Genomic DNA, 13,696 nt, shown 5'->3' with positions numbered 1-13,696 from the left:
GGCAAACGCAGCGACCGTGGCGAACAAGGCGAAGGTGGCGAAGGTGGCGAATGTATTGAACACGGCGATCGTGGCGAACGCAGCGAACGCGGCAAACACAACGAACACGGCAAACACAACGAACACAACGAACACAGCGAACGCGGTGAACGGAGCGAGCGGGTCGGGCGACAGCGGGGTAAACGTATGGCGGAGCGTCAGAAAGACGGCCAGGAACTCGCGTCGGTGCCGTGACCGGAGAGGAACGGGCCGGACGGGATAGGGCCGGATGGGGTCGATGAGGTGGGCCGAGGCGTCCTGAGGCATGGGCATGCGATGTCGGCGATAACGATTCCGAGTCGGAATGGTTGTACGACGGTATGACGGGGGACTATTCATCGCTTCGTCCTTAGGATTCCCAGTACTCACGGGGCACTTGAGTCGACTGGCGGGGCAGTCCCCACACGCGCATCAGGCGCGGAAGGTCCCGCCCGGAGGGGAATTCTGTGTTTTCTGCTTCTTCAGCGACCGTTTCGTCGTCCACGAGGGCGACCGATTCTCCACGGCGGCGGGGCATGGCCCGGCTCACCGCGTCGGTGATGGCATCCGGTCTTGTCATGGCAGGCGCCCTCGTCGGCGCGGGCAGCGCGGTCGCCGATGAGGCCCCGCAGCATCAAGGTGGTGCGGCCGCGGTCCTGGACGGGTTGAAGACCTACGACCGCGCAGTGCTCCACACGGGCGGCAGGAACCAGGAGCTGCCCGCCGGACTCTTCGAGATGACCGTCGACGGCGGCGGCAAGCTCAAGACGTACTGCATCGACATCCACAACCCCACCCAGGACCAGGCGAAGTACCTGGAGACCCCCTGGAACCAGACCTCGCTCGGCAGCAACAAGAACGCGGGCAAGATCCGCTGGATCCTGGAGCACTCCTACCCGCAGGTCGACGACCTCGCGGAGCTCGCCAAGCAGGCCGGCACCGGGCCGCTCACCGAGAAGACCGCGGCGGCCGGCACCCAGGTCGCCATCTGGCGCTACTCGGACAACGTCGATATCGACGCGGCCGACGGACCGGCGGAGAAGCTCGCCGACTGGCTGGAGCGCAACGCCACCGACCAGGCCGAGCCCAAGGCGTCCCTCTCCCTGGACCCGGCCGCGGTCTCCGGCAAGTCCGGTGAGCGGCTCGGCCCGATCACCGTCCACACCAACGCGGGCCAGGTCTCCGTGACCCCGCCCGCCGACGCCGCCAGCGGTGTCAAGGTCACCGACAAGAGCGGCAAGCCCGTGACGGCCGCGGCCAACGGCGCCGAGCTCTACTTCGCCGTCCCGGCGGGCGCCACCGACGGTTCCGCCTCGCTGACCGTCCAGGCCACCACGTCGGTGCCGGTCGGCCGGGCCTTCGCCGGTGTGACCAAGAGCCAGACCATGATCCTGGCCGGCTCCAGCGAGTCCACGGTCTCCGCGACCGCCACCGGCACCTGGGCCAAGCAGGGCGCGATCCCGGCCGTCTCGGCGAAGAAGAACTGCGCCAAGGGCGGCGTGGACGTCACCGCGAGCAACACGGGCGACGAGGCGTTCACCTTCGAGCTGGCCGGGGCGAAGCACACCGTCGAGGCGGGCAAGTCCGAGACGGTGACCGTCCCGGTCGCCGAGGACCAGGCGTACGACTTCACGGTCACCGGCCCCGGTGGCTTCACGAAGACGTTCAAGGGCGTCCTGGACTGCAAGACCAGCGGCAGCGGCGCCGGTGGCACCGAGACCCAGACCGGCGGGGGCAAGCCTGCCCCGGCCACGGTCGGCGGCAGCTCGACCGGTGGCTCCGGTGACCTCGCCGAGACCGGTGGCTCCAGCGCCACCCCGGTCATCGCGGGCGTCGCGATCGCCCTCGTCGTCGTCGGCGGCGGCGCGGTCTTCCTCCTCCGCAAGCGTCAGACGCAGACCTCCGGCCAGTAGGCGCGGCAAGATCACGCCATTGACCGCGGAGTGACGAACGGCGGGCAGAGCGTCACGCCTGCCTGACGACGGCCCCGGTACGCGCACGCGTACCGGGGCCGACGTGTGCCCGGGGACGGAGGCCGGCGGGTGCCGGAGGACGGGACGTGGCGTACCGCGGACCGGACTGGTTTCCATCCCGGCACGGACGTCAGGCAAGATGGGGTGTTTCTCTCCGACCGAGGGCACAAAACAGCCCCTCACCAGCAGGTTTCCCGCCGATGAGGGGCCGTCTCAGGCAGCCTGGGCCGTCTCTGGGCCGTCGTGAGCGTGACCGGCGGCCCGGTACATTGCACTGATGGCCTTCCGGGTTCGCGTCTCGCTGCTCGGCATCAGGTGTGTGTACACCCGGAGCGTGAAGCCCGGATCGCTATGCCCGAGGTAGAGACTCAGCGCCTTGATGTTCTCGCCAGCGTCCAGGAGGACGGAGGCGTAGAAGTGCCGCAGCGCGTGCATCCCGTGCTCACGGGCGGCGGTGTAGCGGTGCCCCTTCTCGGGTACGGGGATGACCCCAGCGGACGCGAGCGCAGGCTTCCATGTCTGGTCGTTGAAGGCGTTACTCCAGAGCGCTGTGCCAGCAGCAGCAGTGAAGATGAGCCGGTGCGTCACCTTCGGCCCGCTCGGTGTCAGCCAAGGCAAGGTGACCTCGACCGGCGGGAAGCGCCTCATGTGCTCCCGAAGGGCCGCCGAAACCTCAGGATCAAGCGGCACGTCCCGGAGCTTTCCGCGTTTGGGAGGAGCGAAGACGAGGCCGCCGCGTACCTTCTTGACCTGCTGGCGCACGTAGAGCCAGCCAAGATCCCCGACGTTGTCGACCGCAAGACCGAAGATCTCCCCCTGGCGGAGACCGCATCCGGCACCAACGTCCGCCATGGCCTGGAACCGCTCAGGCAGCCCCGCACGCACCCCGAAGACCTGCGAGGTGGACCAAGGGTGTACCCGAGTTGGCGCTGGTCGCGGGGCCTTCACTGAGCGGGCTCGGCACGGGTTGGAGGCGAGTAGCCGATCGTCCACGGCAGCGTTCAGCACTGACGACACCGCATCGAAGATCAGCCGTCGATACGAGCCGGACGCCACGGTCTCTTCTAGCTGTCGACTCCAGTCCCGGATGTGCTCGGCTTGAAACGAGCCAATCGGACGACCACCGAGGTATGGCAGCGCGTGAAGCCGAAGGCGCCCCTCCATAGCCGCGCGGCTGCTCAAGTCTGTGGTGAGTGCGGCGATCCAGCGCTCGGCGTATTCCCGAAAGGTCGTCCGACTGGCCCTGGGGTCGATGTACTGGCCGCGCGCCATGTCGGCCTCAATGTTGGTCAGCCAGAGGTCAGCCAGCCGCTTCTGCTTGTCCGGGAAGCTCTTGCTCTTTTCGGTGCCATCAGGGCCGACGTACCGGGCCCGGTAGCGCAGGCCCATACCGTGGCGGTCGGTCTTGACCTTGAGCGGCTTGCCGTTCGGCCCAGGTTCGGTCTTGTACCAGCGGTCTTGGATGTGTCCGGCCATCAGGCGGCTTCCTTGTCCATGAGGGAGGCGACCCAGGTGCGTACGTCTTCGGGGTCGAAACGGAGGTGTCGGCCGACGCGGAAGCCTCGGGGGCCGGTGTCCTTGCGGCGCCACTGGTAAACCGTCTCGATCGGGACGCCGAGGAGGTCGGCCAGGTCGATCGGCGTCAGGTAGCGCTCAGGAAGAGGCCGCTTCATGCCCATGCTTCCGTTCCGTCGAGGGCTTCGAGTTCGGCGCGTGCGTCGCGTGCGGTTTCGCGGTTGGTGTGGATGTCGCGGGCGATGGTGGCGGCGAGCCAGGATTCGCCGGGTGTGTGGCCGTGTCCGGCGTAGGTCCAGTGGGCGAGGGTCAGCGTGGAGCCCTCCGGAGCGTCGTCGGGGTCGGGCAGGCCGCGTTCATGGCGTTCCTGCCGGGCGCGGTAGTCGGCGCGGATCTGGCGGAGGGCGCCGAGGGTGGTGGAGTAGGCGCGGGATTTGGTGGAGAAGTGGCCGCGGAAGCCGAGCATGTGGGCCCACTGCCAGAGCTTGCGGTCCGGGTACGCCTCGTCCAGGTCGAAGCACGCCTCAATCAGGCGCCGGGCCTGAGCGGGCAGGTCGGTGAGCTTGTCGAGTTCGGCGAGTTCGCCAATGCGCCGGTCGACGGTGCCGGTGGTCTCGGCGGCCTTGGTGGCGTACTTGGCGACGTAGGAGGCCACGGCCTGTTCGGTCAGGTCGTCGTTCGCGCTGTCCGCGCCGATCGGGCGAACATCCACCTGGGCACCCCAGCGCAGTTCCCGTGCCGCATGGTCCCCCGAGGCCGGGACGGGCACACGGACGCGGGCGGCAGCCGCCTGGATCGCATCCCCCAGCAGGGCAGTACTGGCCCAGGCCGGTGGGGCGGTGTCCGGCCCGTCAGGGCCGTCGAGACGCACGATCGCGTGGAAGTGGACCGCGCCCCTCTTCTGGAACTCCGCGACCTTCCCGAACGAGACCCGGCACACCTCGGCCGCCGCTTTCTGGGAAAGGCCGGCGCGGGCGGCGATCTCACGGCGCAGGTAGATCGTGAAGCGGCGCCACAGGTCCCCGGCGTGGTTGTTCCACAGCACCGCCCCCGCGTAGTCGTACGTGGCCGGGTTCAGGGCCGAGCCCAGGAGCGGGGAGGTTTCGGGGTGGTCGGTGCCGCACCGGCAGACACCCTTGGTGGGGCGGTTGTGGACCGGGCCGAACGAGGGGGCGGTCAGGGTCGCGAATACCTTGGGGTGTGTGCGCACCGTGAGAGGGGTGCCCTTGGCTTCGTCGCCGGTCAGTCCGGCGCGGATCAGGTGGAAGGTGTCTCCGGCATAGGTCCAGGCGCAGGAGGGGCAGCGGGAGGCACGGCGGTTCCCGCAGGCCACCCGCAACCGTCCGCCGGGTTCGCCCTGGGTGCTGTAGGAGTAGAGCACCTGGCCGGTTTGGGTGTCGCGGGTGGTGGTCATGCCTTCGAGGTGGATGGGGTCGGAGCAGCCGCCGGTACGGCGTACCTGTTCCTGCCACCGGTCGAAGCCGGGGGTGTTGGCGACGCGTAAGAGGTCGGCCAGGGTCAGAGGGTCGGTGCCCACGACCGCAGCGGTGTTCGCCACGGCCGCAGGCTCCACGGGGAAGACGGTCATGCAGCGACCCCGCCCGCGAGGTTGCTGACCAGCGAGGTCAGGCGCTCGACGTGTGCGGCGTGCCGGACCTTGGCTCGGCCGCTCGCGCCGTCGCTGCCGATCGAGGCGGCCGTGTACTCCATGAGGCCGGAGCCGCCGCAGTCCTCGCAGTAGACGGCGCGGGACTCTTCTCCGGCCCAGCCCCTACCGGCGCACGAGTCGCAGTCACCCCAGGGGTTCGCGGTCAGGAAGTGCAGGCACTCGGCGGGGTCCGGGCACCGCGTCTCGCAGCACGCCGGGCAGGAGCGGACGTTGACCACCCGCGCGGGGGCGGGCTGGACCGGCTCGGGGACGGAGAGGACGACGGAGGCGTTCACGGGCTGCGAGGCGACGAGCGTTGCAGGCATGATGGGGAGTCCCTTCGAGGGAGCCGGGGTGGTGACTGCTTGGCGGTGGGCACCGCTCCGGCGCATCCAACTGGCTTGAGCCAGTTACTGGCTTAAGCCAGTTGAACATGAAGGGGGTCGCGCGTCAAGCCGCTGGCTTAAGCCAGTTGCTATGCTGTGCGTATGACAGCGTCCGGAGCTTCCTCACAGCAGCCAGCAAGCAGGCGTATTGCGGAGGATCTGCGTACGTCCATCGAGACAGGGCAACTTTCGCCGGGCGACAAACTGCCGTCGGAGCGTGCACTGGCCGAGCAGTACAGCGCCGCCCGGAACACCGCCCGTGAAGCGATCAGGCTTCTTGCTGAACAAGGCTTGGTGACAGCGCGACATGGACGCGGAGTGTTCGTACGGGAGCCTCAACGACTCTTCCGGTTTGGTAGTGACCGCTACTCGCTCAAGAACCGTGAGACAGGCCTTACGCCTTTCCGGCTCGAAGCCCAGCGACAGGGCAAGACGGCACGCATCGAGGTTCCGAGCATCGCCCGCGAAGTCCCTCCCCGAGATGTTGCCGAACGCTTGAATGTCCCTGCTGGCGAAGCAAGCGTGATCCATCGAGAGAACCACTACTTCGCTGATGACGAGCCCGTTCAGATCGTGTCGACCTACCTGCGGTGGGACGAGGCTCAAGGCACCTTGCTCATGCAGCCCAAAACCGGCAAGGACGGAATCTACGGCCGCCTTGAAGAGCTAGGCCATGTCATGACCCGCGTTCGGGACGAGATCAGCGCCCGGATGCCGACGCCTGAAGAAGCTTCCATTCTTGACCTCCTGCCTGGTGTTCCGGTTCTTGAGGTTCTCCACACCAGCTTGGATCAGGACAACATCCCGTTCGAAGTCTCGCGGTACGTCCACCGGGCAGACCAAACGGGTTTGCTGTACGAACTGCCTGTCGAGTGAAAGAGGAGTCCTAGGTGGCAAGCACCATCGTCCGCCCCTTCGAGGAAACGGACCTTCATGGCGCAGGGGCTGCGCTAGTCGAAGTCCATGCCACCGACGGATACCCCGTTGAAGGGGTTGACCAGCCAGATCGTTGGTTGCGCTCAACGGACGTGCTTGCTGCATGGGTGGCGGCGACGAGCGGCAAGATCGTTGGCCATGTCGCCTTGATGCGTCCCCACGGCGAGGACGCTGTTTCCCTTTGGATCGACCAGAGTGGCGACAGCGAAGAGCAGGTTGCCGTGCTGGCCCGGCTTTTCGTAGTCAGAGAAGTCAGGAAGAACGCCGTTGGGGAGAAGCTGATGAAGGCCGCCATGGACTACGCACGGAGCCAAGATCTTCGTCTTGTGCTCGAAGTGATGGCCAAGGACACGGCTGCAATCCGGCTCTACGAACGACTTGGCTGGGTCAAGATCGGCGAAGCGATTCACCGATACGGCAATGGCCAGACGATCAATGCCGCCTGCTACGTAGCCCCGCACTGAGACGCCCTGGGGCCGTTACAGGTTTCTCTACCTCATCAAGCCCCACCCTTCGGGCGGGGAAGGGGGGAGAGGTTCCTCCTTGCTGTGCGGCAGACCGCTGCATCCGGAACCATCGGGCTTGAGGGCACCCACGGCGAAAGACACGAGCCCCTGTCAGTGGGAGTTCGCGACAGCCAGCAGCACCGCCCCGCGGGGAACCCTGTGCGCACCGGCCCGGCCTCCGAGGGCTCCGGGGCCCCTTCCTCAGGCTTGGTAGCTCTTGCCCTTTCGGACACCGGGCGCGGGCGGGGCAATCGGCATTCAGCCGCCGCTACGGATAACACCCCACCGGCCCGCCACGCGGGCCGGCGCGGGCTCGGGGACTCGGGCGACGCTCCTGCCTGCGGCCCGCTCCGCCCGGCCCCCGGCCCCGCGCCACCAGTAAGTTGCCACGGGGTTACCCGCTACACGCTTTGCACCACCCTCCGTCTCGCCGGACCGAGGACGACCACCCCGCCACCGAAACCACCCCCAGCGCCACGGCCCCACCGGAACACCGCACCCCTCACGGACAGCAGAGGCACCGCCACACCACCCAGGACGAACCCGACACCGCCGCCCAGCCCGGAACCCGGAAAACGAGCAGACGGAAAGGGCGGGGGATGAGGTGGGAGAGCAGGGAACGGTCAGAGACATGCCTCCGGCGGGGGCGCTCAGACTCCGGGATGGACGGGGCGCCGTTCGCGAGTGCCGCCCGGAGCGTGGCGAGCGTCGTGGGCTCCCATCCCGACCACCTTCGACCCAGGCAGAGCCGAGCAGTCGCGGCCCAGGGCGTCAAGGTCGTTCGTACAGTGGCGCGCTCCACCTTGACGCCCTGAACCACGCCCGCTCCACGGTGTGTGGGTCGAAGGCGGACGGGATGGGAGCTGGGGTGAGTGGTGGGTTGGGGTGGGTGGTGAAGGTTGGCCTGGGCCGTCTGTGGGCCGTGCGAGGCTGAACGCGGGTGACCAACGTTGACAGATAGCGACGCCCCTGATTTCGGGTTCATGCAGGTCAGGGCGCCGTGTCCGAGGCGTGAGCGTGCGGTTTTCGTCTGAGGGGGGCCGTCAGGCAAGATGGGGTGTATCTGCCCACACATCGATAGCCGGACGGTTTCTCTTGGCTGAGTACATCTACACCATGCGCAAGACGCGCAAAGCGCACGGCGACAAGGTGATCCTCGATGACGTCAACCTGAACTTCCTGCCCGGCGCGAAGATCGGTGTCGTGGGGCCCAACGGTGCCGGTAAGTCCACGGTGCTGAAGATCATGGCGGGCCTGGAGCAGCCCTCCAACGGTGACGCGTTCCTGTCGCCCGGTTTCAGCGTCGGCATCCTCATGCAGGAGCCGCACCTCGACGAGGCGAAGACGGTCCTGGAGAACGTCCAGGACGGCGCCGCCGAGATCATGGGCAAGCTCAAGCGCTTCAACGAGGTCGCCGAGCTCATGGCGACCGACTACTCCGACGCGCTGATGGAGGAGATGGGCAAGCTCCAGGAGGACCTGGACCACGCGGGCGCGTGGGACCTGGACGCCCAGCTGGAGCAGGCCATGGACGCCCTGGGCTGCCCGCCCGGCGACTGGCCGGTCGTCAACCTCTCCGGCGGTGAGAAGCGCCGCGTCGCGCTCTGCAAGCTGCTGATCGAGGCGCCCGACCTGCTGCTCCTCGACGAGCCCACCAACCACCTCGACGCCGAGTCGGTGAACTGGCTGGAGCAGCACCTCTCGAAGTACGCGGGCGCCGTGGTCGCCGTCACCCACGACCGCTACTTCCTGAACAACGTCGCCGAGTGGATCCTCGAACTCGACCGCGGCCGCGCCCTGCCGTACGAGGGCAACTACTCCACGTACCTCGACAAGAAGGCCGCCCGGCTCAAGGTCGAGGGCCGCAAGGACGAGAAGCGCGCCAAGCGGCTCAAGGAAGAGCTGGAGTGGGTCCGCTCCAACGCCAAGGGCCGGCAGACCAAGTCCAAGGCGCGTCTCGCCCGTTACGAGGAGATGGCGGCCGAGGCGGACAAGATGCGGAAGCTGGACTTCGAGGAGATCCAGATCCCGCCGGGCCCGCGGCTCGGTTCCATCGTCGTCGAGGTCGAGAACCTCTCGAAGGCCTTCGGCGACAAGGTCCTCATCGACGACCTGTCGTTCACGCTGCCGCGCAACGGCATCGTCGGCGTCATCGGTCCGAACGGCGCGGGCAAGACCACGCTGTTCAAGATGATCCAGGGCCTGGAGACCCCGGACACCGGCTCCATCAAGGTCGGCGACACGGTCAAGATCTCCTACGTCGACCAGTCCCGCGCCAACATCGACCCGAAGAAGACCCTCTGGGCCGTCGTCTCGGACGAGCTGGACTACATCAACGTCGGCCAGGTCGAGATGCCCTCGCGGGCGTACGTCTCCGCGTTCGGCTTCAAGGGCCCGGACCAGCAGAAGCCGGCCGGCGTCCTCTCCGGTGGTGAGCGCAACCGCCTCAACCTGGCGCTGACGCTCAAGGAGGGCGGCAACCTGCTGCTCCTCGACGAGCCCACCAACGACCTCGACGTCGAGACCCTGTCCTCGCTGGAGAACGCCCTGCTGGAGTTCCCGGGCGCCGCTGTGGTCATCTCCCACGACCGCTGGTTCCTGGACCGCGTCGCCACGCACATCCTGGCGTACGAGGGCGACTCCAAGTGGTACTGGTTCGAGGGCAACTTCGAGTCGTACGAGAAGAACAAGGTCGACCGCCTCGGCGCGGACGCGGCACGCCCGCACCGTGCCACGTACAAGAAGCTCACGCGAGGCTGATCGTCTTGGCACGCCACATCTACAACTGCCCCCTGCGCTGGTCGGACATGGATGCCTTCGGCCACGTGAACAACGTGGTCTTCCTCCGCTATCTGGAGGAGGCGCGCATCGACTTCATGTTCCGGCTGGCGCCGGGGGACGGTTCGCCGTCCTTCTCGGGCGGGTCCGTCGTGGCCCGGCACGAGATCGACTACGTGCGCCCGCTGGTCCACCGGCACGAGCCGGTGACCGTCGAGTCGTGGGTCACGAAGATCGGCGCGGCTTCGCTGACGATCGCGTACGAGATCAAGGACCCGGACCAGGTGTACGTACGGGCCTCGACCGTGGTCGTGCCGTATGACCTGGCCGAGGAGCGGCCCCGGCGGATCTCCTCCGAGGAGAAGCTCTTCCTCCAGCAGTACCTGGCCGAGGAGCCCGCCGCAGCATGACGGTGCCCGTACGGTCGCTGGAGTTCACCGACGCGAGGGAGGCCGCGGATCTCGCGGCCTTCCTCGGCCGGCTGCTCCACTACGACCGGGCCGCCGCGGTGCGGATGCAGGCGGGCGGCGGCGCGCTGGCCGTGTTCGGCAGGCCGCCGTCGTTCGAGGTCCTGGCGATCCGGGCGGCGCGGCTGGCCGGATCGCACGACTTCGACGTCACGGTGTCCGCCGGTGAACTCCTCGAATCCCTCGGCACCGAGGGCGCGGCAGCCGGTTCGGGCTCCCTGCCCGCACCGGTCACCGGACCGCCGTGGACGGGTGTCCTCCCGCCCCGCGGCGGCTGGCGCGAACTGCCGGGCCTGCCCGGTCCGGTCTCCCTGCGCACGGCGGTCACCGCCGCGGTGGCGGAGTTCCGCGCCCGCGACGAGGCGCTGCCCGAGGAGCGCCGGACCCGGGCGGAGCGCGACCTGATCGGCCGGGAGATCTGGTCCCGGACGGTCGATTCCACCGGACTTCCGCTGCGGGCCGTCCACGCCGCCCAGTCCCTCGGCTTCCTCCGTCCGGCGCCCGACTTCCCGGTCGCCCTGCTGGCGGCCGGGTCCTGGCTGCGGCTGCGTACCCCGTTCGGCTCGATCGCCCTGCGCGGACCGGGCAGCGGGCTCGGCACGCTCGCCGTGTCGGTGGGCGCGGGCTGAGAGCCTGTCGGAGCACGGTCTAGCCGGTCAGGGCCCTGTTCACCAGCCGCAGCGTGGCCGCGTCCTGGGCGTCCTGGGCCGGGTCGCCCATCCGCAGGGTGAACGTGGCGCTGGTTGCGGCCAGCGCGCCGTCCGGCGTCACCCCGCTCTCGGAGACGATCCCCAGATGGGTTCCGCCGTGGAACCAGATCCCGCCTCTGCTCCCCGTCACCGGCCGCCAGGCGATGCCCAGTCCGTAACGGACCCCCGGCGCCGCACTCCAGCCCTCGGCCGCGACCGTCTCCTTCATCGCGGCCAGCTGGGCCGGGCGCAGCAGCCGGCCGCTCATCAGGGCGCGCAGGAAGGCGCCGTGGTCCCGGGTGGTGCTGATGAGGGAGCCGTCCGCCCCGCCGCCGGACGCCAGCGTCGTGTCGACGGGCCGGGCGCAGCCGGGGAACCAGGTGTGCGCGGTGGCCGTGGGGCGTGGAACGTACGGCGAGGTCCCCGGCGTGAACGTGTGGCGCAGGCCCAGGGGTTCGATGATCCGGTCGTGGATCTCCTGCGCCCAGGAGTTGCCGGTCACCTGCTCGATGATCAGGCCCGCCGCCACGTAGTTGGTGTTGGAGTAGCCCCAGCGCCGTTCCCGGGTGGGCTGTCCGGCGTCCGGTACCCACAGGGGCGGCCGGGTCATGGCCGCCTTCAGCTGGTCCTCGGGGGCCGTGGTGCGAAACCGCGACCGGCGGTAGCCGGCCGGGGTGAACGCATCGGCCGCGTCGGGTGAGACGGCGAGATAGTCGTTCAGCCCGCTGGTCTGGCGCAGCAGATCGGCGACCGTGATCCTGCGGCCGTCGTTGCCGTGGCCCCGTACGGCACCGGGCAGCCACCGCTCGACGGTGTCCGTGAGCGCGAGCCGCCCCTCGCCCGCCAGCTGGAGGGCGAGCGTGGCCGTGAAGGTCTTGGTGTCGCTGCCGATCCGGTAGTAGGCGTCATACGGAACCGGGTGGTGCGGGGCCCGCAGGCCGGCGGAGCCGGCGCGGGCGGTCGTCCGGCCGCGGGCGCTCTGCACCTCGGCCAGTACGCCGGTGGCCCCGGTGGCCAGGACCGCGTCCACATCGCTCTGGAGGCGGTTGCGGAGCCCGGATTCGTGGTGGGGTGCGGCGGCCGCCGCCGCGGGGCCGGCCGCTCCGGCGAGCAGGGCCGCCGCCGTGGCCGCCAGGCCCGTACGTCTGCTGATCACCGTGCCTCCTCGGTGTGGGCGCAGGTCAGGTCGTCGGCGGGGAGTGTGCCGTCACGCAGATAGTCGTTGACGGCTCCGTCGGCGCAGGGGACGGGGGTGAGGCCGTCGAGTCCGCGCCCGTACACCCCGTGCGAGCGGATGTCCGCCGTCACCAGCCGTGAACCGGTCAGGCGGTGGTGCAGTGCCAGTGCTCCTTCGTACGGGACGTTGTTGTCGCGCCGGGCCTGGAGCATCAGGACGGGTACGTCGTTGCCGATCACCGTGGCGGGTTCGCGGGACGTGCTCGTCCAGAACGCGCACGGGGCCATCATGCCGTTGACGAGCGGGCCGAAGACGGGCTGGGTGTTCCGGCTGGCCTCCATGTTCTTCCAGTACGTCTCCGGGTTCCCCGGCCAGCCACCGGCCGGCCAGCCGTTGTCGCCGCACATGAAGAGGGCCCCGCCCAGCATGCTGTCCGCCAGCTCGGGCGAGGCGAGCAGCTCCAGCATGGCGGCGAGCTCCGGGCCTGGCTCGACCGGTTTGCCCGCGGCGGCGTCGGCCAGGTCCCGCACCGTACCGGCGAGCGCCGGGTCGTACTCCTCGTGCTGGATGAGCTGCCTCAGCACCAGCCGCAGCAGCGGCGCGTCGAGCCGGACGCCGGAGACGGTGACCGGGCGCCGCTCGGCCCCGTCGAGCAACCGCTCCACGCGCGACCTCACGTCGGCGGGTGTGCTGCCGAGCCGGTAGGTGTCGTCGTGCCGGGCGGCCCATCCGGCCCAGGCGTCCAGCGCCTCTTCGAGCGGCCTGCCCGCCCGCTGGAAGAGTTCGTACTGGGTGGCCGACGGGTCGGTCGAGGAGTCGATGACGATGCGGTCGGCGCGGCGCGGGAACATCTGGGTGTAGACGGCGCCCAGATCGGCGCCGTAGGAGACGCCGTAGTACGACAGCCTGCGCTCGCCCAGGGCCGCGCGGATCGCGTCCATGTCACGGGCGACGTTCCGGGACGTGGCGTGGGGGAGGAGCCGTGCGTTGTCCCCGTGCACCTGGCAGCGGCGTGCGGTGTCGCGGGCGGACCGCACGGACCGTTCGAAGTCCTCGCGGCGGGTGGTGGTCGGGCCGGGGGCGGGTGCCGGGGCGGCGGGGTCGCAGACGACGGGGGTGGACTCGCCGAGGAAACGGGGATCGAAGCCGATCAGGTCGTAGCGGTCGGCCACATCCTTCAAAGCGGGCCGCAGACGCAGGGTGCTGTCGAGTCCGGTGCCGCCCGGTCCGCCCGGATTCGACAGCAGGATGCCCCGCCGCTTCCCGTGCCCGGCGCCGGCCTCGACGCGGGAGACGGCGATCCGGATCTTCGGCCCGCCGGGATCGGAGTAGTCGAGGGGGACGGTCACCTTCGTGCACTGCGCCCCCGCCTCGTTCAGCTCCTTCTGCTGCGGTGAGCAGGGGCCCCAGACGAGCCCCCGGCCCGCCGGGGCGGAAGGAGCCGCGGGTGTTGCGGGGGCTGCGGGGGCGGCCGACGCGGGCACCGTGCCCGCGAGTAAACAGGTCAGGCTCAGACCGGCGGTGGCCAGTGAGGCGACGCGCATCGTGCTCCTCGGGATCAGGTGGATGATTCCCGCACGACGCTAGAGGCGTGCGTGGCGCG

12 protein-coding genes are annotated in these 13,696 nt (G+C 69.3%); 6 read left to right on the top strand and 6 right to left on the bottom strand.

Going from position 1 to position 13,696, the window contains the following annotated elements:
• Positions 1-485 precede the first annotated feature (485 nt).
• Positions 486-1,931, top strand: coding sequence for an LAETG motif-containing sortase-dependent surface protein (locus ACF08M_RS01105; RefSeq protein WP_392183141.1), 1,446 nt, complete (start codon positions 486-488; stop codon positions 1,929-1,931).
• 273 nt (positions 1,932-2,204) lie between these two features.
• Here ACF08M_RS01105 and ACF08M_RS01100 read toward each other — a convergent pair whose 3' ends face one another.
• The 4 genes from ACF08M_RS01100 to ACF08M_RS01085 are packed head-to-tail and all read right to left on the bottom strand — an operon-like array spanning position 2,205 to position 5,480.
• Positions 2,205-3,467 (bottom strand): tyrosine-type recombinase/integrase, encoded by a 1,263-nt coding sequence (locus ACF08M_RS01100; RefSeq protein ID WP_392183140.1) that lies wholly within the window; start codon positions 3,465-3,467, stop codon positions 2,205-2,207.
• On the bottom strand, positions 3,467-3,664 hold the full coding sequence (locus ACF08M_RS01095) for a helix-turn-helix transcriptional regulator (RefSeq protein WP_392183139.1): 198 nt from the start codon (positions 3,662-3,664) through the stop codon (positions 3,467-3,469). The genes ACF08M_RS01100 and ACF08M_RS01095 overlap by 1 nt, the downstream gene beginning before the upstream one ends.
• Positions 3,661-5,094, bottom strand: coding sequence for a replication initiator protein RepSA (repSA, locus tag ACF08M_RS01090; RefSeq protein WP_392183138.1), 1,434 nt, complete (start codon positions 5,092-5,094; stop codon positions 3,661-3,663). The genes ACF08M_RS01095 and repSA overlap by 4 nt, the downstream gene beginning before the upstream one ends.
• Positions 5,091-5,480 (bottom strand): hypothetical protein, encoded by a 390-nt coding sequence (locus ACF08M_RS01085; RefSeq protein ID WP_392183137.1) that lies wholly within the window; start codon positions 5,478-5,480, stop codon positions 5,091-5,093. Before ACF08M_RS01085 ends, repSA begins: the two co-directional genes overlap by 4 nt.
• A gap of 162 nt (positions 5,481-5,642) precedes the next feature.
• On the opposite strand from ACF08M_RS01085, the gene ACF08M_RS01080 reads away from it, so the two are divergent.
• The 5 genes from ACF08M_RS01080 (at position 5,643) to ACF08M_RS01060 (ending at position 10,856) form a co-directional block, all read left to right on the top strand.
• Positions 5,643-6,416, top strand: coding sequence for a GntR family transcriptional regulator (locus ACF08M_RS01080; protein WP_392183136.1), 774 nt, complete (start codon positions 5,643-5,645; stop codon positions 6,414-6,416).
• A gap of 14 nt (positions 6,417-6,430) precedes the next feature.
• Positions 6,431-6,940 (top strand): GNAT family N-acetyltransferase, encoded by a 510-nt coding sequence (locus tag ACF08M_RS01075; RefSeq protein WP_392183135.1) that lies wholly within the window; start codon positions 6,431-6,433, stop codon positions 6,938-6,940.
• Between the two features lie 1,137 nt (positions 6,941-8,077).
• Positions 8,078-9,742: an energy-dependent translational throttle protein EttA gene (gene ettA / locus ACF08M_RS01070; protein ID WP_392183134.1), complete on the top strand. Its 1,665-nt coding sequence runs from the start codon at positions 8,078-8,080 to the stop codon at positions 9,740-9,742.
• A 5-nt stretch (positions 9,743-9,747) separates the two neighbouring features.
• The gene (locus tag ACF08M_RS01065) at positions 9,748-10,170 is read left to right on the top strand and encodes an acyl-CoA thioesterase (RefSeq protein WP_392183133.1); all 423 of its coding nucleotides are present in this window, start codon (positions 9,748-9,750) and stop codon (positions 10,168-10,170) included.
• A complete protein-coding gene (locus tag ACF08M_RS01060) occupies positions 10,167-10,856 on the top strand; it encodes a hypothetical protein (protein ID WP_392183132.1) in 690 nt (229 codons plus the stop codon). Before ACF08M_RS01065 ends, ACF08M_RS01060 begins: the two co-directional genes overlap by 4 nt.
• A 19-nt stretch (positions 10,857-10,875) precedes the next feature.
• Here ACF08M_RS01060 and ACF08M_RS01055 read toward each other — a convergent pair whose 3' ends face one another.
• Positions 10,876-12,072 carry a serine hydrolase domain-containing protein gene (locus ACF08M_RS01055; RefSeq protein WP_392183131.1) on the bottom strand — a complete coding sequence of 399 codons (1,197 nt, stop codon included), beginning with the start codon at positions 12,070-12,072 and terminating at the stop codon, positions 10,876-10,878.
• Complete coding sequence (locus ACF08M_RS01050) at positions 12,069-13,637, bottom strand: alpha/beta fold hydrolase (RefSeq protein ID WP_392183130.1); 1,569 nt, start codon at positions 13,635-13,637, stop codon at positions 12,069-12,071. Before ACF08M_RS01050 ends, ACF08M_RS01055 begins: the two co-directional genes overlap by 4 nt.
• Positions 13,638-13,696: the final 59 nt, after the last annotated feature.

The sequence above is a fragment of the Streptomyces sp. NPDC015032 genome, assembly GCF_043080425.1.
Taxonomy (GTDB): Bacteria; Actinomycetota; Actinomycetes; order Streptomycetales; family Streptomycetaceae; genus Streptomyces.
The sequence above is the reverse complement of the archived record's forward strand: the minus strand, read 5'-3'. Positions and strand labels throughout refer to the sequence as shown.